This is a genomic window from Mycobacterium montefiorense, assembly GCF_003112775.1.
Lineage (GTDB): Bacteria > Actinomycetota > Actinomycetes > Mycobacteriales > Mycobacteriaceae > Mycobacterium > Mycobacterium montefiorense.
The window spans coordinates 102,103-126,862 of the sequence record NZ_BFCH01000017.1 but is presented as its reverse complement, the minus strand read 5'-3'; the positions used below and the strand labels follow the sequence as shown (position 1 = coordinate 126,862).

General features: G+C 64.5%; 22 protein-coding genes. 10 read left to right on the top strand and 12 right to left on the bottom strand.

Going from position 1 to position 24,760, the window contains the following annotated elements:
* Positions 1 to 55: 55 nt before the first annotated feature.
* Entirely contained in the window at positions 56 to 1,345 is a 1,290-nt protein-coding gene (locus DB708_RS10550; RefSeq protein WP_201263486.1) for a lipase family protein, read from the top strand.
* A 24-nt stretch (positions 1,346 to 1,369) separates the two neighbouring features.
* Positions 1,370 to 2,011 carry a TetR/AcrR family transcriptional regulator gene (locus DB708_RS10545; protein WP_108921890.1) on the top strand — a complete coding sequence of 214 codons (642 nt, stop codon included), beginning with the start codon at positions 1,370 to 1,372 and terminating at the stop codon, positions 2,009 to 2,011.
* Positions 2,012 to 2,119: 108 nt separating this feature from the next.
* On the opposite strand, the gene DB708_RS10540 is transcribed toward DB708_RS10545, so the two are convergent.
* The gene (locus DB708_RS10540; RefSeq protein ID WP_108921889.1) at positions 2,120 to 2,734 is read right to left on the bottom strand and encodes a TetR/AcrR family transcriptional regulator; all 615 of its coding nucleotides are present in this window, start codon (positions 2,732 to 2,734) and stop codon (positions 2,120 to 2,122) included.
* Between the two features lie 68 nt (positions 2,735 to 2,802).
* Between DB708_RS10540 and DB708_RS10535 the strand changes: the two genes are divergently transcribed.
* The 3 genes from DB708_RS10535 (at position 2,803) to fadD1 (ending at position 6,203) form a co-directional block, all read left to right on the top strand.
* On the top strand, positions 2,803 to 3,633 hold the full coding sequence (locus DB708_RS10535) for an alpha/beta fold hydrolase (protein WP_108921888.1): 831 nt from the start codon (positions 2,803 to 2,805) through the stop codon (positions 3,631 to 3,633).
* A gap of 47 nt (positions 3,634 to 3,680) precedes the next feature.
* Entirely contained in the window at positions 3,681 to 4,451 is a 771-nt protein-coding gene (locus tag DB708_RS10530) for an SDR family NAD(P)-dependent oxidoreductase (RefSeq protein WP_108921887.1), read from the top strand.
* A gap of 132 nt (positions 4,452 to 4,583) precedes the next feature.
* A complete protein-coding gene (gene fadD1 / locus DB708_RS10525; RefSeq protein WP_108922238.1) occupies positions 4,584 to 6,203 on the top strand; it encodes a fatty-acid--CoA ligase FadD1 in 1,620 nt (539 codons plus the stop codon).
* A 21-nt stretch (positions 6,204 to 6,224) separates the two neighbouring features.
* Here the strand turns inward: fadD1 and DB708_RS10520 are convergent, their stop codons facing one another.
* From DB708_RS10520 to DB708_RS10490, 7 genes are all read right to left on the bottom strand, one after another.
* Positions 6,225 to 7,622 (bottom strand): 3-deoxy-7-phosphoheptulonate synthase, encoded by a 1,398-nt coding sequence (locus DB708_RS10520; protein ID WP_201263505.1) that lies wholly within the window; start codon positions 7,620 to 7,622, stop codon positions 6,225 to 6,227.
* Between the two features lie 242 nt (positions 7,623 to 7,864).
* On the bottom strand, positions 7,865 to 8,512 hold the full coding sequence (locus DB708_RS10515) for a PadR family transcriptional regulator (protein ID WP_108921885.1): 648 nt from the start codon (positions 8,510 to 8,512) through the stop codon (positions 7,865 to 7,867).
* Positions 8,513 to 8,519: 7 nt separating this feature from the next.
* Complete coding sequence (locus DB708_RS10510) at positions 8,520 to 8,942, bottom strand: Zn-ribbon domain-containing OB-fold protein (protein ID WP_108921884.1); 423 nt, start codon at positions 8,940 to 8,942, stop codon at positions 8,520 to 8,522.
* A complete protein-coding gene (locus DB708_RS10505; protein ID WP_108921883.1) occupies positions 8,939 to 10,099 on the bottom strand; it encodes a thiolase family protein in 1,161 nt (386 codons plus the stop codon). The genes DB708_RS10510 and DB708_RS10505 overlap by 4 nt, the downstream gene beginning before the upstream one ends.
* Before the next feature lie 30 nt (positions 10,100 to 10,129).
* The gene (locus DB708_RS10500; RefSeq protein ID WP_108921882.1) at positions 10,130 to 10,459 is read right to left on the bottom strand and encodes a hypothetical protein; all 330 of its coding nucleotides are present in this window, start codon (positions 10,457 to 10,459) and stop codon (positions 10,130 to 10,132) included.
* Position 10,460: 1 nt separating this feature from the next.
* Positions 10,461 to 12,800, bottom strand: a complete 2,340-nt coding sequence (locus DB708_RS10495; RefSeq protein WP_108921881.1) for a CaiB/BaiF CoA-transferase family protein — start codon at positions 12,798 to 12,800, stop codon at positions 10,461 to 10,463.
* A gap of 2 nt (positions 12,801 to 12,802) precedes the next feature.
* A complete protein-coding gene (locus DB708_RS10490) occupies positions 12,803 to 14,158 on the bottom strand; it encodes an amidohydrolase family protein (RefSeq protein ID WP_108921880.1) in 1,356 nt (451 codons plus the stop codon).
* Between the two features lie 244 nt (positions 14,159 to 14,402).
* Between DB708_RS10490 and DB708_RS10485 the strand changes: the two genes are divergently transcribed.
* Complete coding sequence (locus DB708_RS10485) at positions 14,403 to 15,395, top strand: LacI family DNA-binding transcriptional regulator (RefSeq protein ID WP_108922237.1); 993 nt, start codon at positions 14,403 to 14,405, stop codon at positions 15,393 to 15,395.
* Between the two features lie 56 nt (positions 15,396 to 15,451).
* Positions 15,452 to 16,279 carry an amidohydrolase family protein gene (locus DB708_RS10480; protein WP_108921879.1) on the top strand — a complete coding sequence of 276 codons (828 nt, stop codon included), beginning with the start codon at positions 15,452 to 15,454 and terminating at the stop codon, positions 16,277 to 16,279.
* 12 nt (positions 16,280 to 16,291) lie between these two features.
* On the opposite strand, the gene DB708_RS10475 is transcribed toward DB708_RS10480, so the two are convergent.
* A complete protein-coding gene (locus DB708_RS10475) occupies positions 16,292 to 16,885 on the bottom strand; it encodes a TetR family transcriptional regulator (protein WP_108922236.1) in 594 nt (197 codons plus the stop codon).
* A gap of 257 nt (positions 16,886 to 17,142) precedes the next feature.
* Here DB708_RS10475 and DB708_RS10470 point away from each other — a divergent pair, with 257 nt between their 5' ends.
* The 3 genes from DB708_RS10470 to DB708_RS10460 all read left to right on the top strand — a co-directional run bounded on the left by DB708_RS10470 (position 17,143) and on the right by DB708_RS10460 (position 20,828).
* Entirely contained in the window at positions 17,143 to 18,486 is a 1,344-nt protein-coding gene (locus tag DB708_RS10470; protein WP_108921878.1) for an acetamidase/formamidase family protein, read from the top strand.
* Between the two features lie 69 nt (positions 18,487 to 18,555).
* Entirely contained in the window at positions 18,556 to 19,659 is a 1,104-nt protein-coding gene (locus DB708_RS10465; protein ID WP_108921877.1) for a DUF1214 domain-containing protein, read from the top strand.
* Positions 19,656 to 20,828, top strand: a complete 1,173-nt coding sequence (locus DB708_RS10460; protein ID WP_108921876.1) for a sulfotransferase family protein — start codon at positions 19,656 to 19,658, stop codon at positions 20,826 to 20,828. Before DB708_RS10465 ends, DB708_RS10460 begins: the two co-directional genes overlap by 4 nt.
* Before the next feature lie 43 nt (positions 20,829 to 20,871).
* Here the strand turns inward: DB708_RS10460 and DB708_RS10455 are convergent, their stop codons facing one another.
* Genes DB708_RS10455 through DB708_RS10445 form a run of 3 tightly spaced genes read right to left on the bottom strand, consistent with a single transcriptional unit; the run spans position 20,872 to position 24,735 of the window.
* Positions 20,872 to 21,285 (bottom strand): Zn-ribbon domain-containing OB-fold protein, encoded by a 414-nt coding sequence (locus DB708_RS10455; RefSeq protein ID WP_108921875.1) that lies wholly within the window; start codon positions 21,283 to 21,285, stop codon positions 20,872 to 20,874.
* A gap of 6 nt (positions 21,286 to 21,291) precedes the next feature.
* Positions 21,292 to 22,500: a thiolase family protein gene (locus tag DB708_RS10450; RefSeq protein WP_108921874.1), complete on the bottom strand. Its 1,209-nt coding sequence runs from the start codon at positions 22,498 to 22,500 to the stop codon at positions 21,292 to 21,294.
* Between the two features lie 9 nt (positions 22,501 to 22,509).
* Positions 22,510 to 24,735: an acyl-CoA dehydrogenase gene (locus DB708_RS10445; protein ID WP_108921873.1), complete on the bottom strand. Its 2,226-nt coding sequence runs from the start codon at positions 24,733 to 24,735 to the stop codon at positions 22,510 to 22,512.
* Positions 24,736 to 24,760 lie beyond the last annotated feature (25 nt).

Below are 24,760 nucleotides of genomic sequence, written 5' to 3'. Positions count from 1 at the left end.
AAAATTTTAGAGATTACTCTTCCGCTGCCGGTCTACCCATTGTTACCTTTTCGTGATGCGCCGATGTGGGGGAATCTTCGCAGTCCTGTTTGTGTTCGGTTCGGCGCTGTTCGGCGCCGGCATTGTGCACGCGGACGGTGGGGATGAACCGCAGTATACCGAGTTCTACACCCCGCCAGATCCGCTGCCGTCCGGCCAGCCCGGCGACCTGATCCGCACCGAACCGTCGCGATTGGTGCTGGAGCCGTCCGGCCAACTGGGCGCGATCATGGCCACCGGCACCCGAATCATGTACCGCAGCACCGATACTCGAGGCAGGCCGATCGCGGTCACCGGTACCTACTTCGAGCCCTACAATGCGTGGCCGGGCAAGGGGCCGCGGCCGCTGATCAGCTACGCGCCCGGAACCCAGGGCCAAGGCAATCAGTGTGCCCCGTCGCGAATGTTCAACCAGGGCATCCACTATTCGGGCGGCTGGGACATCATGTTCAACTACGAGGAACTGTTCGTCGCCACCATGGTTGCTCGCGGCTTCGCCATCGTGATGACCGACTACGAGGGCTTGGGCACCGCATCCATGCACACGTACGTGGGCCGGGTAGCGGAGGGGCAAGCCGTGCTCGATGCGGCTCGCGCGGCAATGCTCCTGCCCGGAACATCACTGGATCCACAAGGGCCCGTGGCATTTTGGGGCTATTCACAAGGCGGTGGGGCGACAGCGTCGGCAGCCGAGCTCGCCCCGTCGTATGCCCCGGAGCTGCACATCGTGGGAACCTACGCGGGCGCACCTCCGGCCAACCTCAAGGAACTGTTGCCCTACGCGGACGGCAGCGTCTTGGTCGGCGTCGTCGGCTACGCCCTCAACGGTGTGATGGCCGAGTACCCGGAGTTCGCCGACTTCATCCGCTCCAAGATGACACCCCGCGGGCTGGCGATGCTCGAATCAGCGTCGCGTCAGTGCGTAGGACAGACCCTGCTGGATTTCATGTTTCGACATCTGCAGCCCTACTTCACTGAAGACATCTATCAATTGGTCAACGAAGAACCGTTCAACACCATGTTCGAAGAGCAGAAGCTCGGTCGCTACAAACCCACGACGCCGGTGCTGATCGACAGCAATCGCTACGACTCGCTGGTGCCGTGGACCGCAGCCAATCAGCTTGGTCGTGACTGGTGTGCTCAGGGCGCCGATGTGGAATTCCGGACCAACGAGAAACCACCGTTCCTCAACAAGCTGATCATCAACCACGCCCTGCCGATGCTCGTTGACGGTGAACCGGCCATGCAGTGGATCGCTGCCCGCTTCAACGGCGAGCCAAGCACACCAAACTGTGGTCAGTTCTAACTCGCTCATAAAATTGAAGTCGCCATGCCGACCGGTGCCCGCAGGAAGCACAACGCACCCGAGCGGCGTCGACAACTCACCGACGCCGCGATCGAACTGCTGGGCAGCGACGGTGTCCACGGCGTGAGCCATCCGAAGGTCGACGAACGCGCCCAGGTACCCGCGGGCAGCACGTCGTTCTACTTCCGGACCCGCAAAGCGTTGCTGCATGCGGTCGCCACCCGGCTGACCTCCCTCGATGTCGCCGACTTCGCGCTGATGACCGAACTCGCCGGCTCGCAGTCGACGCAGTTCACCGGCACCGCGGGCCTGGCCCGGATTGTCATGCACGTCAACACCGAGCCCTGGTTGACCCGCGCCAGGGCACGCTGCGAGCTCATGTTGCTCGCCAGCCGCGATCCCGAATTGGCCGCGAAGCTCAACGAATCGTCGGACCGGCTCTATGCGCTGGCCCGCGAGGTTGTCACGCAATGGCATCCGGCGGAAAACCCGCCCGATTCGGCGTTGATCGAAGATCAGGCACTCGCCGCTCTGACATTCATCAACGGGGTGATGATGACGTTCGTCGCCGGCCAACCGGTCGTCGAGAGCGCCGACCACCTCGACCAACTCATCCAGGGCGTCATCACCGGAGTTGCACTGACGAAAAGGGAACCTTCTCGGTGACTGCCCCGGCTGCCACATGGCTCGAAAGTCGCGCCGGCCGCAGTCGTTCTGGTGCAAAGGTTTTGGGGCAACGCGGGGTCATGACGAGCCTGATGCGGCTGGTGGCCGTCAGCGTGTCGGGTCGTGCAGCATCCCGTCGATCAGCCGATGCAGAACTTGGCGGGTATCCCGGCGGACGCGTTTCGGATCTTCGGAGGTGGCGATCAGCATTGCCGCCTCATCGAGCGCGCCGATCAGCACATGGGCAAGCGGTCGGGTGGGTTGACGAGCCAACTGACCCGCCTTGATCGCCTCGGTCAGCATTTGCTCGGTCATACCCAGGCTGTACCGCTGGGCGACATCGCGGAATCCCGCCCAGCCCAGCACGCTGGGTGCGTCCAGCAGGATCAGTTGACGGACCTCAGGATCACCGGAAATCTCGAGCCAAGCATCGACGGCGGCGCGAAGGATGTCCGCCGGTGTAGTTCCTCCCGAGGTGGCCACCAGAGTGGCGATTCGGGCCATTAGATCCCGCTCCACCACCTCGACTACCTCGCTGAATAGTGCTGCCTTGTCAGCGAATTGGTGATACAGCGCCCCTCGGGTGACACCCGCGGCAGCGGCGATCTCCGGCGTGCCCACCTCCGCGTAGCTCCGTTCGCCCCAGAGCCGGCGGGCAGCCGAGATCAGCGCGTCGCGAGTGGCCGCGGAGCGCTCCTCTTGAGTGCGTCTCTTGCTTTCCATACAACCTGTTGGTAACTTACGAACAGACAGCCTGTTTGTAAATACACATTCGTGAGTAGGAGTTATCCATGTCGACGATCGACATTAGTGCCGGAACCATTCATTACGAAGCAACCGGACCAGAAAACGGCAGGCCAGTCGTGTTTGTGCACGGATACATGATGGGCAGAGAACTCTGGCGCCAGGTCAGCGAACGGCTTGCGGGCCTGGGCCTGCGGTGCATCGCCCCCACCTTTCCCTTCGGCGCACACACCCAACCGCTGCGCCCCGGCGCCGATCAGACCATCTACGGTGTGGCGCGCATCGTGGCGGACGTGATTGCCGCGCTGGATCTCGAGGACGTGGTGCTGGTCGGCAACGACACCGGCGGTTTGGTCACCCAACTGGTCGCCGTGCACTATCCCGAACGGCTCGGCGGGCTTGTGTTCACGAGTTGCGATGCATTCGAACACTTTCCGCCCCCCATCCTTAAGCCGGTCATCCTCGCCGCGAAAACGACGACGACGTTCCGCGCCGTGACCCAGGCGATGCGGTCATCGCTGGTGCGCAAGCGTGCCTTCGATGGATTGGCGCACAGCAATATTGACCACCTGACCAAGCTCTGGGTCCGGCCGGCGCAGAACGACGCGGCGATCGCAGAAGACCTGCGCCAGTTCACCCTGTCGCTGCGCTCGGAGGTCGCCACCGGCGTCGCGGCCCGGCTGCACGAGATCGACATGCCCACCCTCGTCGCCTGGTCGGCCGACGACGTGTTCTTTCCGCAGGAGGACGGCCGGCGTATGGCCGCGACCATTCCCAACGCTCGCCTCGAAGTCATCGATGACGCGCGGACGTACTCGATGGTGGACCAGCCTGACCGGCTCGCCGAACTGATGTCGACGATCGCGGTGCGCGCGTAGCAGGCTCCCCTGACAACGCGGTGTAGTGGCCGTATAGCGTTTCGGCCATGTCAGACGTAGCGCCGGCACTCAAAGATCGACGAATCCTGGTGACCGGCGGAGCAACCGGTATCGGTGCCGCCGCGGTCGGAGTGCTCACCGCGGCGGGAGCCGACGTCGCCGCGACCTATCACCGGACTCCGCCGCCGGATGGCCTCGCGGCCACCTGGATCCAGTGCGATGTGCGTGACGCCGACGCCGTTTCGGCGATGGTCGGACAATCCGCCGAGCATCTTGGCGGGCTCGATGTCCTGGTGAACGCCGCGGGGCTGTGGCAGGCCGGGATACCGGGGTATATCGGCGCCGACGACATCTCGTTCCTGTTGGACACCAACATCAAGGCGACGATCCTGACCAATCAGGCCGTGTACGCCGTCATGAAGGGCCAAGACCCTAAGGGCGGCAGGATCATCAACTTCGGATCCTCCGAAGCCGTTATGGGAAGCCCGATTTCGGCTGTCTACGCCGCGACCAAAGGAGCGGTGCAGGCCTGGACGCGATCGGCCGCCAAAGCCTGGGCCTCCGACAATGTCACCGTCAACGCCCTGGCACCCGCGGTGCAGACGCCGGGGGCCGACCGGCTGCGGGATTTCCTCGGGCCGGACGCCGCCGCGCTCATCGACCAGCAGATGCAGATGATGATTCCGCTCGGCGGGACACTGGGCGATCCGGTGCGCGATGTCGGCCCGATGCTGGTTTTCCTGGCCGGCCCGGGGTCGGGCTTCATTACCGGGCAGCTGCTGGCCGTGGACGGCGGACTGATGATGGTGGGCGGGTAGCGGGCCCCGGACGCTCTGATGCATGCGCCCTGGGGCGCATCGGCAGCAGGTGAACTGCCGCACCATCCGACCCGCTAGGATAAGACGGACCGTCTCGTCTCGTAGGGTTGGACACAGTGAAGGTGAATGTCGATGACTGACGACACGATGCAGGCGTTCCTGCGGCGGCGCGTGTCGGATCCGAATATCGCCGTGAAACACCATGATCTGCAATGGAGTTGGAGCCAGCACCTGGCGCAGGCAACCGCGCGAGCCGCGGCGCTGATCGGCGCTGCCGATCCGCAACGACCGCTGCACGTCGGCGCTCTGCTAGGCAACACCCCAGAGATGCTCAACCAGATGGCGGGGGCCGGCCTGGGCGGCTATGTGCTGTGCGGCCTGAACAACACCCGGCGTGGTGATGCGCTGGCCGCCGACGTCCGGCGGGCCGATTGCCAGTTCGTGGTGACCGACGCCGAACACCGGCCGTTGTTGGACGGGTTGGATGTCGAGGGAACACAGATCTTCGATACCTCGACACCGCAATGGGCCGAATTCGTTTGTGCTGCGGGCGAATTGGTTCCGCATCGGGAAGTCAGCGCGACCGACGCGTTCATGATGATCTTCACCTCGGGGACGAGTGGAAATCCCAAGGCCGTTCAGGTCTCGCACCTGATGGCGATGTTCGCCGGCACCAACCTGGTCCAGCGCTTCGTCCTCTCCGAACAGGACACCTGCTACGTGTCCATGCCGCTATTTCATTCCAACGCCGTCGTCGCCGGGTGGGCGCCCGCGGTGGTGTCCGGCGCGGCGATCGTCCCGGCCAAATTCTCGGCGACCAAATTCCTCGATGATGTCCGCCGCTACGGCGCGACCTACATGAACTACGTTGGCAAGCCGCTTGCCTACATCCTGGCCACCCCCGAACGTGGCGACGACGCTGACAACCCGCTGCGGGTGGCATTCGGCAACGAGGCCAACGACAAGGACATCGAAGAGTTCGGGCGCCGTTTCGGCGTCCAGGTCGAGGACGGCTTCGGCTCAACGGAGAACGCGGTTATCGTGATCCGCGAAGAAGGCACCCCGAAGGGTTCTATCGGCAGGGGCATCGACGGGATCGCGATTTACAACAGCGACACCATCACCGAGTGCGCCGAGGCGCGTTTCGACGCCACCGGCGCGCTCGCCAACGCCGACGAGGCCGTGGGCGAGCTGGTCAACACCGCCGGATCCGGCTTCTTCACCGGCTACTACAACGACCCGGCGGCCAACGCCGAACGCATGCGTCACGGCATGTACTGGTCCGGTGACCTCGCCTACCGCGACGCCGACGGGTGGATCTACCTCGCGGGCCGCACCGCGGACTGGATGCGGGTGGACGGCGAGAACATGGCCGCCGCACCCATCGAGCGAATCCTGCTGCGCCACAGCGTGATCAATCGGGTTGCGGTGTACGCCGTCCCGGATGGCCAGGTCGGCGACCAGGTAATGGCCGCTGTCGTGCTGAATGAGGGAAAGACCCTCGACCCCGATGAGTTCGAAGCCTTCCTCGCAACGCAGCCCGACCTGTCCCCCAAGGCCCGGCCGCGCTATCTACGTATCGCCACCGACCTGCCCAGCACCGCGACACACAAGGTGCTCAAACGTCAGTTGATCGCCCAGGCAACGGCAATCGGCGAGGACGAAACCCTGTGGGTACGCGAACCACGTGGCACCGCCTACCGGAATGCGGCTAGCTCTCCCGACAATCCTGCAGGTCCTCCCTCCCGCTAGCGCGCCAACGGGCGGCTCATTTCAGGGACGCAGCATTTCCGCGATGAGGAACGCAAGCTCTAGCGATTGCTGGGTATTCAGGCGTGGTCCCATCGCGGTTTCGTAGCGTCCCAGTTCAAGGTCGGCTTCCGAAATATCCTGGGCACCACCGAGACACTCGGTGATCTCCTCACCGGTGCATTCGATGTGGATCCCACCAGGGTGGGTGCCCAGCGATCGGTGAACCTCGAAGAATCCTTCCACTTCGTCGAGGATGCGATCGAAGTCGCGCGTCTGGTAGCCGCTGGACAGCGTGATCGTGTTTTCCTGCATCGGGTCGCACTGCCAGATAATCGGGTGGCCGGAGGCCCGAACGGCGTCGACCAGCGGCGGCAACACGGAGCGGATCGCGGTGTTGCCCATGTGCGTGACGAATGTCAACCGGCCCGGGACACGATCGGGGTCAAGCCGATCCGCGTATTCGACGACTTTGGCTGGCGTGGTCGTCGGGCCGATTTTTACTGCGACGGGGTTGGCCAGAATCTCCGCCAAGGCGATGTGAGCGCCAGCAAGGTCGCCGGTGTGTTCGCCGATAAAGAGAAAGTGCGAGGAAAGATCGTAGAGTTTGATCTCGCCGGTTTCAGAGGTGTCCATGCGCAGCAGCCCCCGCTCGTATTCCAGCAGCAGCGCCTCGTGGCTGACGAAGATCTCCGTGCTCTGCAATGAGGGGTCGTTGACGTGGCATGCGGACATGAATCGTAGGGCGCGATCGATTTCAGTGGCCACCGATTCATAGCGTGCACTCGCAGCGGAGCTGCGCAGGAAGTCTTTGTTCCAGTCGTGGACTCGATGTAAATCGGCTGTCCCGTCGATGGTTAGCGCACGCACCAGGTTCATCGTCGCCGTCGAATTGGCATAGGCCCGGACAAGTCGCGAGGGATCGGGTCGTCGCGCCGCCTCGCCGGAATCCGCTGAATGCACCAAATCACCAAGAAGGGGCGGTATTTCGGGCGCCCCGGCCGGTTTTGATGACCGCGCATATTGCCCGGCGATGGTCGCGACCTTGACCACCGGCGTGGCGGCGGCGTAAGTCAACACGACCGCCATCTGCAGCAGGGTGCGAATGTTGCTGCGAATGTGCGGTTCGAAATTGGCCGCGAAAGTCTCCACCGAGTCACCCCCCTGCAGCAGAAATGCCTCGCCGCGCGCTACTTGGGCAAGTCGCTGTTGCAAGATGACGATCTCGGTGGGCAGAGTCACCGGCGGCACGCTTTCCAGCAGCGCCCGAATTTTCCTGACATGCGCCTCGTTTGGCCATTCGGGCTGTTGTGCCGCTGGCAGTGCCAGCGCTCGCTGCAGCCGTGCGTGCAGCTCCGGAGGCAGCGGCGGCAGCCCGGGCAGCGACTCGGTGGGTATGTCGCTACCGACCCACCAAGACAGCGGCTTTTCGTGAGGATTCGTCAAGTCCGCTGACATTAAGTAAGCGCCCCCCTTGAGAAGCCGAGCTTGTTAACCGACATCCGCCCCGAACCCGATTCACTGACGAGCAGCGCAGGGACGGATCTTTTGGGTTACTTCGACCAACTCGTGTCAGTCTAGTCAGGCGCAATATTATCTCCGGTGGATCCGCTGGCCTAGGTCGCGGCCGCGTCGAATTTCGGCGTCACGACGCTGGCGTGCGGCTAGTTCTTTGGCGTCCGACGGCGGATCTGTCCCTTCGCCCGGGGCACCCGCTTGACGGGATCTCGGCTTGTGCCGCTAGCGATCTCGTCGCGCAGCTGGGCGATGTTCGAGATCTCCGCGTACAACCCGCGGATGGAGTAGTCCAGGACGGCGAACGACAAACGCTGGTCGGGATCGTCGGTGATGCCAAGCTCACGGGAGCGCTGCCGCGACCATAGCGCCTCGTCCAGCCGGGCCCGCGTCGCCTCGAGATGGCGGTCCAACGATTCGGCGATGCGTTCGGGATCCTCGCCCCGCGCGAGCCAGGTTCGCAGGATGACGGGGTGCTTGATGACGACCTGATCGTCGCCGGGAAAGTGTTGCACCCAACGGCGAAGTGCATCGAGCCCAGAATCGGTGGTTTCGTACAGCGTGATCGCGCGCTTGCCGGATTGAGCGCCGATCTCACCGACCATCCCGCGGGCCAGCAGCCTGTTCAGTTCGCGTCGCACGTGACTGACCGACGGCGACCAGTAGAAGTGGCCCACCGTTAGCTCGGCGCGCATCTTGATCTCGCCGGCGGTCAGTTGCTCGTCATTGGCTGCCAGCACACCCAGCACCAGGTAGGCCGTTACCGGTAGACCGTTGGTGGTACGCCGCGGACTCACAACCGGGCTATTTCTGGCTGGTGAAGTAGGGCAGCGTCAGGTCAGGACCAACGACATGGAAGTGCACACGCACCCGCATGCCGATCGCCAGATCTTGCGGCGCCACATCCACGATGTTGGTGAGCATCTGGTAACCCTCATCCAGCGTGATGATCGCCGGCGCGTAGGGCGGTTCGAACTCCGGTGTGACGGGGCGGTAAACCACTGTCCAGCTGTAGATCTCGCCGATACCGCCGCTATTCTCCCACTGCAATTCAGCCGAAAGACATTGCCGACAGTGCTCGACCGGCGGAAAGTTGGCCAGCCCGCATGCATCGCAGCGCTGATAGCGCAGCTCGTCTGATTGACATCCCTGCCAGAACGGCACGCTGAGGTGACTGCTCGCATGCGGCAACGGACCGGGCTGTGGCTGCAACGCATCGGTAGTCATCGTGGCTCATCTCCGACGATCAGCACCGTGGTGAACAATGCGCCCGCTCCTCCATTGCTGCAGAACGCGACGTGCGCGCCCGGTACCTGGAGCGCGCCCGCCTCACCACGCAATTGCTGGACGGCGCGGACGGCACGCTGCATCATTTGCGGATTGGCACCGGCGTGGCTGAAGGACATGGTTCCCCCATCGGTGGTGATCGGATGACTGCCGTCGATGGCGATGTGGCCGTCGGCGACGAATGGACCGCCTTCACCGTCGCCACAGAAGCCGAAAGCCTCGAGCTGACGGATGATTTCGAACGAGAACGGGTCGTAGAGTTCCAGCACGTCGACGTCGTCGGGCCGAATTCCAGCCTGGCGGAACGCGCATTGCGCCGCGCGTCGTCCGACAACGCCATTCACGTGATCGCCGCGGCGGCCGGCGAGATCCCAGGCCGGTGGGTGCTGATATGACGGGCCGTGAAAGTCCGCGCCGCTGCCGAGCACATAGATCGGCCGGCACGCCGCGTCGATCTTGTCGACGTTCGCCACCACCAGCGCGCAACCACCTTCGGAGGTAGTGGCGCAGTCAAGCAGGTGAAACGGGTCGGCGACCGGCCGGGACGCGGTGATGTCGTCCGGGGTGAACGGACCGCGTTGGTAGTAAACCGCTTCCGGATTCCGCGACCCGTTGTTGCGGATGGTCGCGGCCACGATCGAGAGCTGCTCGCGCGTGGTGCCGTAGACGTGCATGTGCCGCCGGGCAATCAGCGCGAACTCAGCGGTGGTGAACATTCCCCACGGCGCGACGAATTCGTTCTCGGGCCTGGTCCAAGGCGCCGTGGCCTCGTGGTCGCGGTATTCGCCGGCCTGGGCGGCAACCAGCACCACCACGTCGGCCATGCCGTGCTCGATGGCGGCGACAGCCTCGGTGATCATGCCGACCCCGAAGGCCAAGCCCTGCCAGGCCGGGCCGATACGCAGGTCGTAGATCAACGAAGTCGAGTTCGGGCTCGCACTGATGCCATCGACATCGTCGAGGGTCAGGCCGGCATCGTCGAGCGCGCCCAGAATCGCCTTGATCGCCAGGCCGCGTGACGTTTCGTCGTCCAGGCGCCGTCCCTGCCGGGTGTTGTGCACCCCGACGATCGCCGCGGTGCGCCGCGAGGCGCTCACCCTTGCGTCATTTTCATCCGCTGCGGCCCTTCAATTCTCATCTGCTACCACCCCGAGATAGGTTCCCAGGACCTCGAATTGGCGTCCGTCGCGCGCGACGGTACCGATTGTTCTGCTGCGTGCATCGACTGCCGGCGTGCCCGCTTCGACGACATCGATGCGTACGTCGACGGGACGTGCGGTTTGTGGGTCGGTGATCTCCACGACCATCGCCACCGCATGCTCTCGCTCGTCCCACTCCACGCTGGTAATCCGGTGTCGCGCCGTCAGTTCCATCACGACCGAGTCCTGGCGCACCAGGAACCGCACCGGCGCGCACAGTTCCCCGGCTCGCGGTGGCACACACAGCGTGACGGCCATGTCACAAGCCCGCCGGCCGGACGCTGGTTACGCCCGCCGCACGCAGCTCCGCTAGATCTTCTTCGCCGTACCCCAGTACACCGGTCAATACCTCGCTGGTGTGCTGCCCGTACAGCGGAGATATGCGGCGAATCCAGCGCCTCGGCTTTCCGACAAAGGTAAACGGCATTCCGGTGCAAAGGAAGGAGCTGGCGACGGGATGGTCGACGGTTTCCCAGAATCCCCGCGCGAGCAACTGCGGGTCGGTCAGCAGCGCGGCCGCCTCCGTCACGCGAGCAGCGGATACCTGCGCGGCGCGCAACATACGGACCACATCGGCCACCGGTCGCCGCGCGGTCCAATCCGCGATCAACTTGTCGATTTCGTCGGCTCGTTCACGCCAGCCGGCCTCGTCGTCGCCGAGTTCCGGCCTGTCAAGGAGGCCCGCCAAGTTTTCGCGAGCGGCGTCGGTCAGCGCGGCCAGCGCGACCCATTCGTCATCGCCCTGGCAACGATAGATACCCTGCGGAGTCGCGCCAGGACCCCGGTTTCCAACACGCCGCATCTGAATTCCGTTGCGCGAGTACTCGAGCAGCATTTCGGCGGCCACGTTCAGCGCCGACTCCACCATCGTGGATTCGACGTGTATGCCAGTCTGATCCCGGTCGCGGATGACCAGCGCCGCAATGGCCGCGAACGCGGAATGCAGCCCTGCGATCGGATCGCACACACCGCGCGGGATCACCGGCGGCCCGTCGGCATGTCCGGTCATCCATGCCATTCCGGTCGCCTGCTCCATCGTCTGCGCGAAGCCGACGCGGTCGCGCCACGGGCCGTCGAGACCGAATGCCGGCATCCGGACCATGACGGCACGGGGATTGGCCGCGCGCACGGCATCCCACTGCAGACCGAAGTTCTCCATCACCCGGGGGGAGAAGTTCTCGATGACCAGGTCACTCGCGGCGATGAGCTGCAGCGCGAGCTCCCGGCCGGCTTCGGAACTGAGTTCAATACTGACGCCGCGCTTGTTGTTGTTGCTGCACAGGAAGACTGGGCCCCACTCCCACCACTGGTCCCAGTCAGTCGGGCGACCCGCGGAAAACCGCATACCATCGGGACGGCGAACGCCCTCCAGCTTGATCACGTCGGCGCCCAGCGCACCGAGAAATTGGGTGGCGACCGGCCCGGCCCAAAACGCGGTGAAGTCGGTTATCCGGATGTCGGACAGCGGAAGTGCGCCGCCGTCGGCAAGTCTCGGTCGTTCCAGCCGTGGTGGCCAGTGCACTCCGCGGTTGTCGGCGCCCAGCACCGGGGCACGTCCGGGCGGCCGCGTCGTGATGGCATCGCTGCGATACGGCACCCGCGGCTGCAGCACCCCGGACTCGGATTCGACGAACACGCCCCGTTGCACAAAGTGGTCGACGGTCGGCAGCGTGGCGGGTGCGCCGATGGGGGCCACCGGAATACGGAATGCCACCGCAAGGTCGAGGATCTCTTGCGTGGTCCGGGTTTGGGTCCACTGCGTGACCATGCCGAGGAATTCGTCGCGGCGCTCGACTCGACCGACGAACGATGCCAGCTCGGCATCGTCGACCATGTCGGCGCGATCGATCATGATCAGGAAATCCTGGAACTGCTGTGCGGTGATGGTGCAGAAGCCGACCAGGCCGTCGGCCGTGGGGACGATCGACGGCAGCTCCAGACTGCGTTGGTAGAGCAGGGAATCCGCGCCGAGAACGCTGGCGGACATGGCGGAAAGCCCACCCATCGCAATCGCCATCGCCTCATACGTCGAGACGTCGATGATTTCGCCGCGACCACCCCGGGCGGCGTGCCGGGCCGCGGCGGCGGCGACCGGGGCGGCGAACGACGCCGCCAGCCACTCCCCCAGCCGCCCACCGGCCTGCACCGGCTCGTCGCCCGGCCAGCCCCGGCCGGAGATCGAGCCGCACAATGCTTGCAGGATGAACTCGTTGGCGACCACCTGGTCGTCGACGTAGGGCCCCGTCGTGCCGAACGGCGTCACGGTGACGACCACCGCCGATGGGCCGGTGTGCGCGGTAATGTCGTCGAGCGTCCAGCCGTCGGTCAGATCGGTGAGCACGATGTCAGTGCCGGCCAGCAGCGCGGTGATCTCGGCTTCGTCGCGACGCAGCACCGATCTCTTGCCCGCCGCGAGGTAGCCGAACAATGCCCCGGGCGGGCCTCCGGCTGAACATCCGCGCAGCGAATCGCCTTGCGGGGATTCGATCTTCACCACCTCGGCGCCGGCATCGGCGAACATCTTCGCGCAGTACGACACCGCGATCCCGTTGGACAACTCCAGCACACGCCAGTCCGCGAACGGTGCCTGGGGCGCCACGCTCAGTTGCCCAGCGTGGTAGCGCGGCCGGCGATGCTGGTGACCTCGGCCGTCACCGGTACCTGCGCGCAGGCCTGTGCCTGCAGGGCGAACTGCGTCATCCGGGTCCACGCGTCACGGTCGCGCTGGCTGGCGTGGCGACCGACATGAGTGACCACGTCGACGTCGGTAGCCTGTGCGCGCAGCTGGCCGGCCCGGGCGTGCTCCTTCGGCATGTACCGGAAAGGATCGAAAGAGTACGCGGCCATTGCATTTTCGTGGGTGATTTTGTTGATGACCGCATCGTCGAGGTGGCCCATCGTCGCGACGATGTCCTCGGGTGCGAACGGCCAATTGCTGTCGGAGTGCGGGAAGTCGGATTCCCAGCACAGCATGTCCTCGTTGAACCAGTCCATGTTGTGCACGCCGACTTTGTCACTGATGAAACAGGTGTAGAAGTGCCGCTTGAACACATCGCTGGGCCCGTGGTAGCCGGGTGGGAATTCCGCAAGGGTCCAGCCCGAGTGGCGGTTGTAGACGTGCTCGGCCCGCCACAGGAAATACGGTATCCAGCCGACGTCGCCTTCGGTGAGGGAGAACTTCAGTTGCGGGAAATCTGCCCAGAATTCGGCCCAGATCAGTTCGGTGAAGGTGAACATGCTCATCATCGACGACGCGGTCATCTGAACACTGGGCGGGGCATCCGTCGAGACCTGCGGAGATCGCGACGCGGACCCGACATGCGTGCACAGCACCGTTGTGTTCTCGCAGACCGCCTCGAACAGCGGATACCAGTACTTGGTGTGAATGCTAGGCATTTGCAACGCCTCTGGATTCTCCGAGAACGTCACCGCGTGACATCCCTTGTCCGCCAAGCGCTTGACTTCCTTGGCGGCTTCATTCACGTCGTAGAGTGGCAAAATTCCGCACGGGATGAACCGGCCCGGGTAGGCCGCGCACCACTCGTCCACGTGCCAGTCGTTGTAGGCCTTGATCATCACCAAGTTGACGTCGCGGTCTGGACCCTGGTTGAGAACCTGGCCGGAGAAGCCGGTGAAGTTCGGGAAGTTTAAACCCGCCAGCTGGCCGCCGGCGTTCATGTCGCGGACCCGCTCGTCGACGTTGAAGCAGCCCGGCCGCATCTCGTCGTAGCGCGAGGCATCGATGTTGTACATCTCGCGGGGCTTGCCCGCGACGGCGTTCAGACCCATGTTCCGCCCGCGAACCTCGCCGTAGTACCACTGCTGGACGCCGTCGGGCTCTAGCACCACCCGCGGGGCGAGCTCTTTGTACTTCGCCGGAACATGCGCGTCGAACATGTCCGCCGGCTCGGCGATGTGATCGTCCACGCTGATCAGAATTAGGTCGTCTTTATTCATGCCGCACTCCTCGCCTACAGCGACTAGTAGACAATGATTTCAGTCACAGAGTCAACGCCTGGCATCGCCGCTTCTGGGAAGTCGAAGTGCCGTTATAGACGAAGTACATCGTTCCTTCGGGTGCAGGTAGCCATTGGCACGCCACCTTCGCATCTAGTGACTATTAGTCCATATTCACCGCGAGCCTTCCCCACCGGATTGCGGATCTTTGGCTGCCGGTCGTCGTCTCATGCGACCATTGGTCATGGTTGGGCACGAGTTGAATACGCCGAGGACGGCGCGGCCGACCAATGCTGACGTGGCCCGTTTGGCCAGCGTGTCGACCGCGACGGTCAGTTATGTCCTGAACAACGCCGAGGGCCGCAGAATCTCCGCGAAAACCCGCGAGGCGGTGCGCCGCGCCGCGGATCTACTGGGCTATCGGCCCAACCTCGCCGCCCGAAACCTCGCCCGGGGCGGCAGTGGCGTGGTCCTGTACGTGGTGCCGCATGTGGCGGTGGGCGAGATGCCGATGATCGCCGGCAGCCGAATGACCACCGAACTGACCCGCCTGGGTCTGCTCCAGGTACAGATCTTCGAGACCGACGACGATCAGCACGTCGTCGATGCGATCGAGAACCTCGACCCGATCGCGGTCACCAGCCTGTTCCCGCTCAGCGAGGCCGCCGCGAGCTCGGTGCGGGCGGCGGGCATACCGAACATCGAGATCGGGACGCTCCCCGCACTCGGAGACCCGCACCTGTCCATTGGCGAGATGCGGGTCGAACACCTCGTCTCGCGTGGTCACCGACAGATTGCATTCGCTTACACAGGAATTCAGCGATGGCGCACGCTGGGCGACTACTGGTATGAGGGCGTCGTGCGCGCCACGAGGTCACGTGACCTGCCACGGCTAGCCGTCGCCGAGGTGACCGTCGACAATGCCGCGGAGGTGGTGCGCGGGTGGGTGCACGACGGCGTGACGGCCGTGTGTGCGCAAAGCGACGAGATCGCCTGCCTCGTCTTGCACGGCATTCACGAAGCCGGGCTGCGCTGCCCGAGCGACCTTGCCGTCATGGGTGTCGACGCCACCCCAATGGGTGTGGTGAGCAGCCCGCCGCTGACCACCGTGCAATTCGTTTCGCGCGCCGTCGCCGACATCGCCCTGGCTGCGCTCCTAGAACGGTTGGGGTACCCCGCCCCACCCTCGAGTGCGCCATCCGACATCGCCCATCTGATCGTGCGCTCGTCGACCTAGCGGCAACCGCACTAGCATACTCCGGTCTGAGCGCCCCGCCACAGAGGAGCAATTAGATGGACATCGTCGACGCCCAGGTGCACGCCAACATGCTCGGCACCGAGGTGACGCTGGCGATCATGGATGCCCTGGGTATTGCGGCCGTGCTGTTCGACGAGTTCGACGGGATGGCCGACGACGGGAGGTTGCTGCCCGGTTATCGCCTGCCAGGCGGCGCCTTTCGCACCGTCGGGCCAAACGCCGAGGCGGCGTCGATACGCCATCCGGAGCGCTTCGCCTTTTTGATGCGAGTCGATCCGACGGATCCCGGCATCGAATGCTGGGTTGAAACGCTGAGCGCCGCACCCGGTTGCAAAGCGCTGCGCACCCTTGCCTTCACCCCCGCCGAAGGCGCGGTTTTCGAGCAGGGCGGCCACGATCGGATGTTGAAAGCCGCACGGGCCCAGGGCTTCCCGGTTTTCGTTAGCTGTCCTGGCAGGGTGCCGCACCTGGCGCAGTACGCGGAGCGCTTTCCCGACGTGCAGTTCGTCATCGATCATTGCGGCGTCGCGTTCGACGCACCGCCCGGAAAAGCCAGCGTCGACGACACCATTGCGATGGCCCGCTTTCCCAACGTCGCCTTGAAATGGGCACACGCCACGTCGTTTCTGTCGACCGATCCTTACCCGTTCCCCGACCTCGAGCCGACGCTGCGCCGCGCCGTTGACGCCTTCGGGCCGCAGCGCGTCATGTGGGCCAGCGATTACACGATGACTCGGCATCGCGCCACCTGGGCCGAGTCGCTGTTCAGCATCCGCGACTCCCCGTCGCTCTCGAAGGACGAGAAGACCTGGATCCTGGGCGAAGCGGCCCGCCAAATTCTGAAATGGCCTGCACCGCAATAAGAATTCGTCGCCTCAGGCGATCGTGATCGCGGCCAGGCCGTGACGCACCCGGTCGGGCAGTGATCCTCCGTGGATGAGCCAGTCGTCCAGGGCGATGCGGACCGCCGCCATCGCCAGCGCGCCGATCAGTCGGGGCCTGGGGTCCTGGGGCGCCAACTGGGGCAACCGGGGCGCGACGAGTGCGGCGATCGCCGCCTCGTACCGCACATAGATACGCAACGTCCACGCGTCGAGGGTTTCCGACGAGCGGGTGAGGGTGGCCAACTCGCGCACCTGGTCCTCGATCTCGTCGAACCCCCGCCCGAGGTCGCCAACCGCGCCGGCGACGGCCTCGATGGCGTTCAGTCCCGCGGGCTGCGCAGCCAGCGCGATAGTGATCCGATCCAGCCAGTGGGTGTTCATACCCTCTGCGACGGCGTCTTCCTTGGAGTTGAAATAGCGGAAGAACGTTGCCCGGCCGATCTCAGCCGTGTCGGCTATGTGGTCGACCGTCGCCCCGGCCAGGCCGCGGCTGATCACCAGCTGCGCGGCAGCCTTGGCGATACGCTGACGTGTCGCCGTGCGCTTTTGCTCCGCGAGGGACATCGATGTAGATGTCACAGACATTTGCCCACCATATCCGGCCCAGCCCGCCGACCGAGCCGAGATCACACGCCGCATCCTAATCGATCCAAACTATCGTTATCCCGAATTAATTCATCCAGAACATGGTCATGACGTGCGCGGTAAAATCGAAAGTCGTTGTGCAGCATTATCATCAACACGAATCGCGCTCATCACGAATTCCTATTGGACCGCGATTATTCGTGGCTGCGAAGATCCGTTGAACACGTCGACCAACTCGACATTCCTGGAGACGACCAATGGATCAAAGTTTTGGGCAAAGCGCACGCGACACCCTTGTCGAAGGTGTTGGCCGACGCGATTTCGTCAGGGCCGTCGCGGCAATCGGTGCCGGGGTCGGCGTAGTCGGCATCGCAGCCGGTTGCACCAGAACCGGTGCGGCCGCTTCGACTCTGGGTGTGCCGAGGATTCTGCAGCCGGGCGAGGGCAATCTCGTGGCTAATCACTACCTGCAGTCCACACCCGACCAGGTGCTCTGGGGCTATGTCCCCAACGTGCACGCCAAACCGGTGCTGCGAATGAAGTCGGGCGAAACCATCACCATCGACACCGTCTCACACGAGGGCATCCTCGAGGACCAGGGCCGCAATCCAGTGGCGTACTTCGGGTCCAACGGCGTGCCCCAATCCGATGTTCTCGCCGACGCCATTGCGATCGCGGCGGAATATCGGCGCACCCCACGCGATTTCGACAAGGACGGGCCCCACGTCGTCACCGGGCCGGTGTTCGTCGAGGGCGCACAGCCGGGCGATGTGCTCAAGATCGAGACGCTTGAAGCGATACCGCGAGTACCCTACGGCGTCGTCTCCAGCCGGCACGGCAAGGGCGCATTGGCGAGAACCCCGGACGGGAAGGCACCCGCGGGAATCGCCCTCGGGGAGGTCATGCCGCCGGTGAGCCAAGACCACCGGCCCAACCCCGACTCGACGAAGTACGGCAATTCCTTCACGTTCACCGCCATCGAGGAAGGGCACGGCGTGATGCGCTACGGCAAAGCGTCGGTGCGATTCGGACTCAACCCGTTCATGGGCATGATGGGGGTCGCCTTCTCTCAGGATTCCGACCTCACGGCGGCGAGTGCCAATTCGATTCCGCCCACGCTGGGCGGGGGCAACATCGATATTCGGTTGCTGGGCGTGGGTTCCACTTTCTATCTACCGGTGTTCGCCGAAGGCGCGCTCTTTTATGCCGGTGACCCGCACCATGCGATGGGAAGTGGCGAAGTCGCGCTCACCGCGATGGAAGGGTCGTTGCGGGGAACTTTTCGGCTCACGGTGTGCAAACCGAAATCGGGCGATGCGCCGTCGGTGGCCTTCCGCTACCCGTTTGCCGAGACTGCCGATCTCTGGGTGCCGATCGGGTTGTCCGATCCCGATGCCAGTGTCAACGGGCAGATCAACGACCTCAACGTGGCGATGCGCCGGGCGGTGGTCAATGCCCTGGACTTTCTCGAGACCGACCGGGGCATGGATCGGGCGACGGCCTACGCGTACCTGTCCGCCGCGGCCGACTTCTCCGTCTCTCAGGTGGTCGACCGCACTGTCGGGGTGCACGCACAGATCGACAAGTCGCACTTCAAGTGATCCGCCTTCGTGGGCGTTATTCCGGCGAATCACTGTTCAGAACGCCGCCCATTGGCTTAACATGAGACTATGTCTCATGCATTGGCGTCGGGGTTGGCCGATCAGGTAGCCCCGCAAGCGCGGGCCGCGTGGCAGTTCTTTCAGCAAATGATCACCGACGTCACCAAGATCGTGACCGAGGACGCCGAATCCGAACGCGAGCTGCTCGAAGGACTGCGGGTCATCGCCCGGGTGTCGTCGCTGTGCTCACAGATGGCAGTCGAGGCCGACACTGCCCGCCCGGCCTTCTTCGATATGTGTTCGGACACCCGGATGATCGGCGGGCCCAATCCCGACGGCAATTACTTCCTGGCGATGATCCGCGGCGATCGGCGCTATCGGATCACCGGTACCCGCGGCACGACGGCTTACCTGGGGTTCCAGATCCTGGCCGGCACCGGCCTGACTCCGCGGCGGATGTCCAACTACCTCGGCGACACGAACCTGGACCTGAATTCCGGTGAGTTCACGCTGGTGCTCTCGGCCGACGAGCCCGCCGACCTCGGCGACGTGCAGTGGATACAGATCCCCGATGACGCGTCGTCGGTGGTCGTCCGGGAGTACATCGGTGATCGCAACTCCGAACAGCTGGCGACCATCCGGATCGAGGCGCTCAACCCCGATCCGGTGACCCCGCTGTCCGATGGCGAACTGGCCGAGCAATTCACCGCGATGGCGTGGTCGCTGATGAAGCTCACCACGCTGCACCGCACCATCAAGCCGGAGCTGTTGCAGCAGCCGAACACGCTGCTGACGGCCGAGGCCGCCGACCTCGGGGCGGCCGACACCACACCGGACAACCTGTACATGATGGGCACCTACCGGCTCGATCCCGGCCAGGCGCTGGTGCTCGACATCGAGCCGCCCGACACCCGGTATTGGAACGTCACGCTGGAAAGCGTCTGGCACGAGTGCAACGAGCCGCGCCGCCGGCACAGTTCGGTGACCAATCGCGGAGTGCGGCCAGACGCCGACGGGCGGGTGCGCATCGCGATCTCCGCACAAGACTTCGGGTTTGGGCATTGGCTCGATACCGGTGGCCGCCATCGCGGATTCGTGGTCCTGCGCTGGCTGGACAACCCCACCGCACCCGACGTGAAGGTTTGGGTGCGCGACGCCCAGGCACAGGCATGACGCTGCAGGAGCGCTTCGCCCCGGAGAACGTTATCGCTGCCGCCTGCGACCAGGCCGGCAGCGACGACTTCGGCGAGGACGGCTGGCAGCCCGGACTGGAGCGGGTCGCCGACGGCCTGATCAACGAGGCGCGGCTATCGGCGATCGGCGTGGAGGTCGCTCACCTCGACATGATCCGCGCCCTGACCAGCCGGCTCGGCGTGACCGCGTGGCGCAAGGAGCACCCCGAAATCGGGGACAAGCCAATCACTTCGCCGATCTTCATCGTCGGTCAACCCCGCACCGGGACGACGATCATCTTTGACCTGCTGGCCCAGGATCCCGAACTGCGGGCACCGTTGACGTGGGAGGTCGACGCACCATGCCCGGTCCCGCAGCCCGAGACCTATCAGACCGATCCGCGTATCGCACAGACGCAGGCCACCATCGAAATGTCCGAGCAGATCATTCCCGGCTTCCTGAAATTTCATCCGATGGGCGCCCTCGTCGGCCAGGAGTGTGTTCGCATCACGGCCAGTGAATTCACCAGCATGATCTTCTCGGTGCAGTACCGTCTGCCGAGCTACTCCCGCTGGCTGATGTACGACGCCGACCACACCGGCGCCTACCGCTTCCATCGAATCTTCTTGCAGCATCTGCAATCTGGTGTCCAAGGACAGTGGCTGCTGAAGTCGCCGGCCCATCTGTGGCAGCTGGATAAGTTGCTGGCCGAATACCCCGACGCGTTGGTGGTGCAGACGCACCGCGATCCGCTCAATGTCATCTCGTCGATCGCCGCGCTGACCAATCACTTGCGGCGGATGGGCAGCGACGAGACGAACATCGCCGAGTGCGCGGCACAGTCGTACGAGGAAATCGTCGTCGGCCTCGATCGCGGGATCGCGCTGCGCGACAAGGGCGTAGTCCCGGACGGCCGGATAATCGACGTGCAGTTCACGGATTTCATGAAGGATCCCCTGCACACCATCGCCGACATCTACCAGAAGCTGGGCCGCGAACTGCGGCCCGAAGCCGAGCAGAAGATGCGCGACTTTTTAGCCGCCCATCCCGGTGACGGCGGCCACGGCCGCTACACCTGGTCGGACACCGGCTTAGATGCCGACGAGGTGCGTGAACGAGTGCGCGCCTACCAGGAGCGCTACCACGTTCCGACCGAACAACTCAAGTAACGGCGATCTGCCGAGCGTGCAGCTGGCCGGACGTTCGCCGCGCCTAGTCCGCCGGCTCGTAGCGCAACATCGTGACGTCGTGTTCGGGATAGTCGAAGAACACCGGCCGCACCCGCATACCGACGCTGAGGTCGGCCTGTTCGACATTGACCATTTCGGTGGAAAACCTTGGTCCCTCATCCCATTCGACGATGGCGAGCAGTTGCGGTACGGCGTCGGCAAAATGCGGGCTGACGGGACGGTGCGCCACGGTAAAGGAATACAACGTGCCCATACCGGATATCTCGCGCCATTCCAGGTCATCAGCCAGCGTGCGTGGCGCACGTATCCGCGGATAGAACACATACGCCTCTGACGACGGCGAGTACTGAATCACAATGCGGTGCTGGGCCAGCGCATCCCAAAATGGTGCGGTGGTAGGCGTTTTGACAGGCATCGGACGATCGAAACTTACCATGTGTCCTCAGTCTCCCTGCAGGATGAGCGTCGTCTGCTCGGAAAGGATTCCGCCATTGCCCGACACGAAAGCACGGTTGCAGTCCGCAACCTGTGCCGCGCCGGCACGTCCCATGATCTGGCGGGTGGCATCGCAGACGTGGTGCATACCGCCGGCCAATCCCGCTTGGCCGAAGCCGAGCTGACCGCCGGCGGTGTTGAGCGGGAAATCGCCCCGGAAGGTCAGGTCGTGGTTCGCGACGAACTCCATCCCGGTGCCCTTTTCGCAGAAGCCCGCGTCCTCCAGCGACAGCAGCACGGTGATTGTGTAGCAGTCGTAGATCGACACCATGTCCATCTGCGCGCGGGTCAAATCCGTCATAGCGAAGGCGGTATCGGCGGCCGCCGCGATCGGAGTCGACAGCAGATCCTCGGCATAGGTGGGTGTCTTGAACGGCACGTGTTCGCCAAATCCCTTGATCCACACCGGACGATTGCGCGAATGCTTGGCGATGTCGGCGTTGGCGACGACGACCGCGGCGCCCCCGACGCAAGGCATGACGATCTCGAGCATGTGCAGCGGGTCGGCGATCACCGGGCTGGCAAGTACGTCCTCGACGGACAGTGGCTTGTCCTTCCAGATCGCACCGTCGGTGTGATTGGCATTGGTGCGGGTATCGACGACGATCTTGGCCATCGCCCGCTCGTCGTATCCGTAGATCGCCGCATAACGCTGAGCCACCTGGCCGTACGGCCCGTTCTGGCCGAGGTTTCCGTAGGGGATCTCGAATTCTGCTTGCGGAGAGCCGTATTGGTTGCTTGACGAGCCGAAGAACATCGCGTCCACCATCGGTCTGGGCTTCCGTTTGGACGACGGCGTGATGTAGCGCGCCGGCAGTGCACACAGCACGGCATCACAGATGCCGAGTTCGACCGCGGCCGCAGCGCGCCACACCATGGCGGCGGCGCTGGCTCCGCCGAGATCCACGTGCTCGGCGAATCGTGCTCCTACGCCGAGGTATTCGGCAATTGTGGAGGGGACGAAGATCTCCGACTCGGCAAGATGGGAGGCGACGATCCCGTTGACCACGTCCCCCGACAGTCCCGCATCGTCGAGTGCCGCGGCGGATAGTTCCGCCCATTGCTCGAGGACGAAGGGTGCGGGTGAGGCCTTGTTCAGCCGCTCAGGTGGCAGCTCGACATACCCGACGATCGCGGCTTCGCCACGTAATCCCATGCCGTGTCCTTATTTCCGTGGTAAACCGAGGATCATCTGCGCGATGATGTTCAGCTGAATCTCCCGTGTCCCGCCACCGATCAACTCGGCCGGCAGATGCAGATAGGGCTCCACGACCGCGGCGTCGGGGTCATCGACCATCGCCACCTGACCGGTCAGCTGGAGTGTGGCCTGGAAGGTTCGCCGCAGCAGCACGTTCATCGCTACCTTCGCGATGCTCGACGCCGGACCGGACGCCTGCCCGTCGAGCAATCGAATGGTTTCCCGCACTCCGAGCGCCCTGATCGCGTTGGTGTAGGCGTCGAGCTCGCCCAGCTCGCGCAGCGCGTCGTCACGATCGGGTCCGGGTTGCGCCGCCAGCTGACGGATCGCGACCGCGCGGTCGAACTTTACGTATCCGCTGATGGCCGAACGCTCTTCGGCCATGGTCGCGATCGCCAGGCCCCAGCCGTCGGTGGGGCCGCCCAGCAGCATCTCGTCGGGGATGAAGACGTCGTTAAGGAAGACCTCGTTGAAATGCGCCTGACCGGTCGCCGTCTTGATCGGCTGGATCTCGATGCCGGGCGATCGCATGTCGACGATGAAGTAACCGATGCCGCGGTGCTTGCTGGCTTCGGGGTCGGTCCGGGCCAGCAACGCGCCCAGGTCGGCATACTGCGCCAACGACGTCCAGATCTTGTGGCCGTTGATCCGCCAGCCACCGTCGACCTTGGTCGCCCTGGTGGCCAGCGATGCGAGGTCCGAGCCGGCTCCCGGCTCACTGAACAGCTGGCACCAATGGATGTCCCCGCGCTGTGTCGGCGGAATCAGTGCCTCCTGCAACCCTTTTGGCGCGGCTGCCAGCACCGAGGGCAGGATCCACTCGGCGATGTTCAGCGACAGCCGAACCAGCGCGGGTCGCTTGGCGAACTCCTCGTCGATGATGAGCTGTTTCAACGGACCCGCATCGACGCCCCACGGCGCCGGCCAGTGCGGGGCCATCAGACCGGCGTCGGCGATCAACGTGCGCTGCGGCCCGGATGCTTGGTCCGGATAGTCGCCGTGCGGTGCGGGCGTGTCATTGCGCAGCTGCAGGGCCGCATCCAGTTTTTCGGCGACCCAGGAACGGAATTCCGCCTCGGCGTCGCCGAGATTCACCGACATGTCGCGCGTCTGGGTGCACGTCATCTCGCCCAGCCGCCGCGCCCAGCGATTCGCCGGACCGATCGAACCCGCCAGGCTGATGGCCCGCCGCCAGTACAGATGCACGTCGTGTTCCCAAGTGAAACCGATGGCGCCGAGCATCGTCAGGGCGTCGAGCACCAGGTCCGGGATCGGCGAGACCGCGATCGCCGCCGCCCCGGCCGCGGCGAGGCGATGTTGATCGACCGATTCGTCGACCGCCCGTACCGCGTCCCAGGCCGCCGCGGTGGCCAACTCGCTGTTGACCAACAGCATCGCCGCACTGTGCTGCAGAGCCTGGAAGGTCCCGATCACCTTGCCGAACTGCTCTCGCGTGCGCAGGTGTGCGGTCACCACGTCGACGCACCACTGTGCGATGCCGGCCGTCGTGCTGGCCACCAGACTCACCACGACACATGCCGCACGGTCCGGGTCTATTCCGGTGAGAATGCCAGACTCGTGCGCGAGATGGTCGGTGAGCCGCAGTGTTGCGACGTCGGCTACCAGGTCGGTGCCATGGACGGATTCGACCACGGCAGTGGGCGATCCGGTGTCCACCGGCACCCAGATGATCTCGCCGCCCTCGGCGTGAGCACCGACCAGGATGACCCCAGCCGCGCAGGCGCCAGCGGTGACCGTCGAGCTGCCCGTGACCAGAAAACGCTGACCGTCACGGTGTGCGTGGAAGTCTGCGTCGTCGGGTAGAACGACCGCGGCGGGCACCCCGGACGCCAGCTCTCGCAGCAGTGACTCGGCGATCGGTGTCGGATCGGCCAGCAGCGCAACGGCTCCGGTGATCACGGTCGGAAGTAGCGGTCCCGGCAACAGCGCTTTGGCCGCCGACTCGAGCACGCATGCGGCATCTATCAGCCGACCACCCTGGCCGCCGAGGTGTTCGGGCAGATGGACTGCATGAAAGCCGTTGGTGACCAACGCGTCCCACCATTTGGGGAGCTGACCGATGGCCAGGGCATCGAAGTCTTCGCGTGTTGCGGCGATCGGGGCGTGGCGGCCGGCGAACTGTCCGACGGCTTCGCTGAGATCCTGCTGCTCCGGCGTCAACCCCAGCGTCATGACCGGGGCCGCGCTGTGGCGAACA

Bases quoted from the DNA above. Each gene is read 5' to 3' on its own strand.
- fadD1 (WP_108922238.1), top strand. From the start codon at position 4,584: ATGACTGACGACACGATGCAGGCGTTCCTGCGGCGGCGCGTGTCGGAT.
- DB708_RS10530 (WP_108921887.1), top strand. From the start codon at position 3,681: ATGTCAGACGTAGCGCCGGCACTCAAAGATCGACGAATCCTGGTGACC.
- DB708_RS10445 (WP_108921873.1), bottom strand. From the start codon at position 24,735: ATGACGCTGGGGTTGACGCCGGAGCAGCAGGATCTCAGCGAAGCCGTC.
- DB708_RS10510 (WP_108921884.1), bottom strand. From the start codon at position 8,942: ATGACTACCGATGCGTTGCAGCCACAGCCCGGTCCGTTGCCGCATGCG.
- DB708_RS10545 (WP_108921890.1), top strand. From the start codon at position 1,370: ATGCCGACCGGTGCCCGCAGGAAGCACAACGCACCCGAGCGGCGTCGA.
- DB708_RS10550 (WP_201263486.1), top strand. From the start codon at position 56: ATGCGCCGATGTGGGGGAATCTTCGCAGTCCTGTTTGTGTTCGGTTCG.
- DB708_RS10540 (WP_108921889.1), bottom strand. From the start codon at position 2,734: ATGGAAAGCAAGAGACGCACTCAAGAGGAGCGCTCCGCGGCCACTCGC.
- DB708_RS10500 (WP_108921882.1), bottom strand. From the start codon at position 10,459: ATGGCCGTCACGCTGTGTGTGCCACCGCGAGCCGGGGAACTGTGCGCG.
- DB708_RS10535 (WP_108921888.1), top strand. From the start codon at position 2,803: ATGTCGACGATCGACATTAGTGCCGGAACCATTCATTACGAAGCAACC.
- DB708_RS10480 (WP_108921879.1), top strand. From the start codon at position 15,452: ATGGACATCGTCGACGCCCAGGTGCACGCCAACATGCTCGGCACCGAG.
- DB708_RS10450 (WP_108921874.1), bottom strand. From the start codon at position 22,500: ATGGGATTACGTGGCGAAGCCGCGATCGTCGGGTATGTCGAGCTGCCA.
- DB708_RS10475 (WP_108922236.1), bottom strand. From the start codon at position 16,885: ATGTCTGTGACATCTACATCGATGTCCCTCGCGGAGCAAAAGCGCACG.
- DB708_RS10470 (WP_108921878.1), top strand. From the start codon at position 17,143: ATGGATCAAAGTTTTGGGCAAAGCGCACGCGACACCCTTGTCGAAGGT.
- DB708_RS10490 (WP_108921880.1), bottom strand. From the start codon at position 14,158: ATGAATAAAGACGACCTAATTCTGATCAGCGTGGACGATCACATCGCC.
- DB708_RS10485 (WP_108922237.1), top strand. From the start codon at position 14,403: ATGGTTGGGCACGAGTTGAATACGCCGAGGACGGCGCGGCCGACCAAT.
- DB708_RS10460 (WP_108921876.1), top strand. From the start codon at position 19,656: ATGACGCTGCAGGAGCGCTTCGCCCCGGAGAACGTTATCGCTGCCGCC.
- DB708_RS10455 (WP_108921875.1), bottom strand. From the start codon at position 21,285: ATGGTAAGTTTCGATCGTCCGATGCCTGTCAAAACGCCTACCACCGCA.
- DB708_RS10465 (WP_108921877.1), top strand. From the start codon at position 18,556: ATGTCTCATGCATTGGCGTCGGGGTTGGCCGATCAGGTAGCCCCGCAA.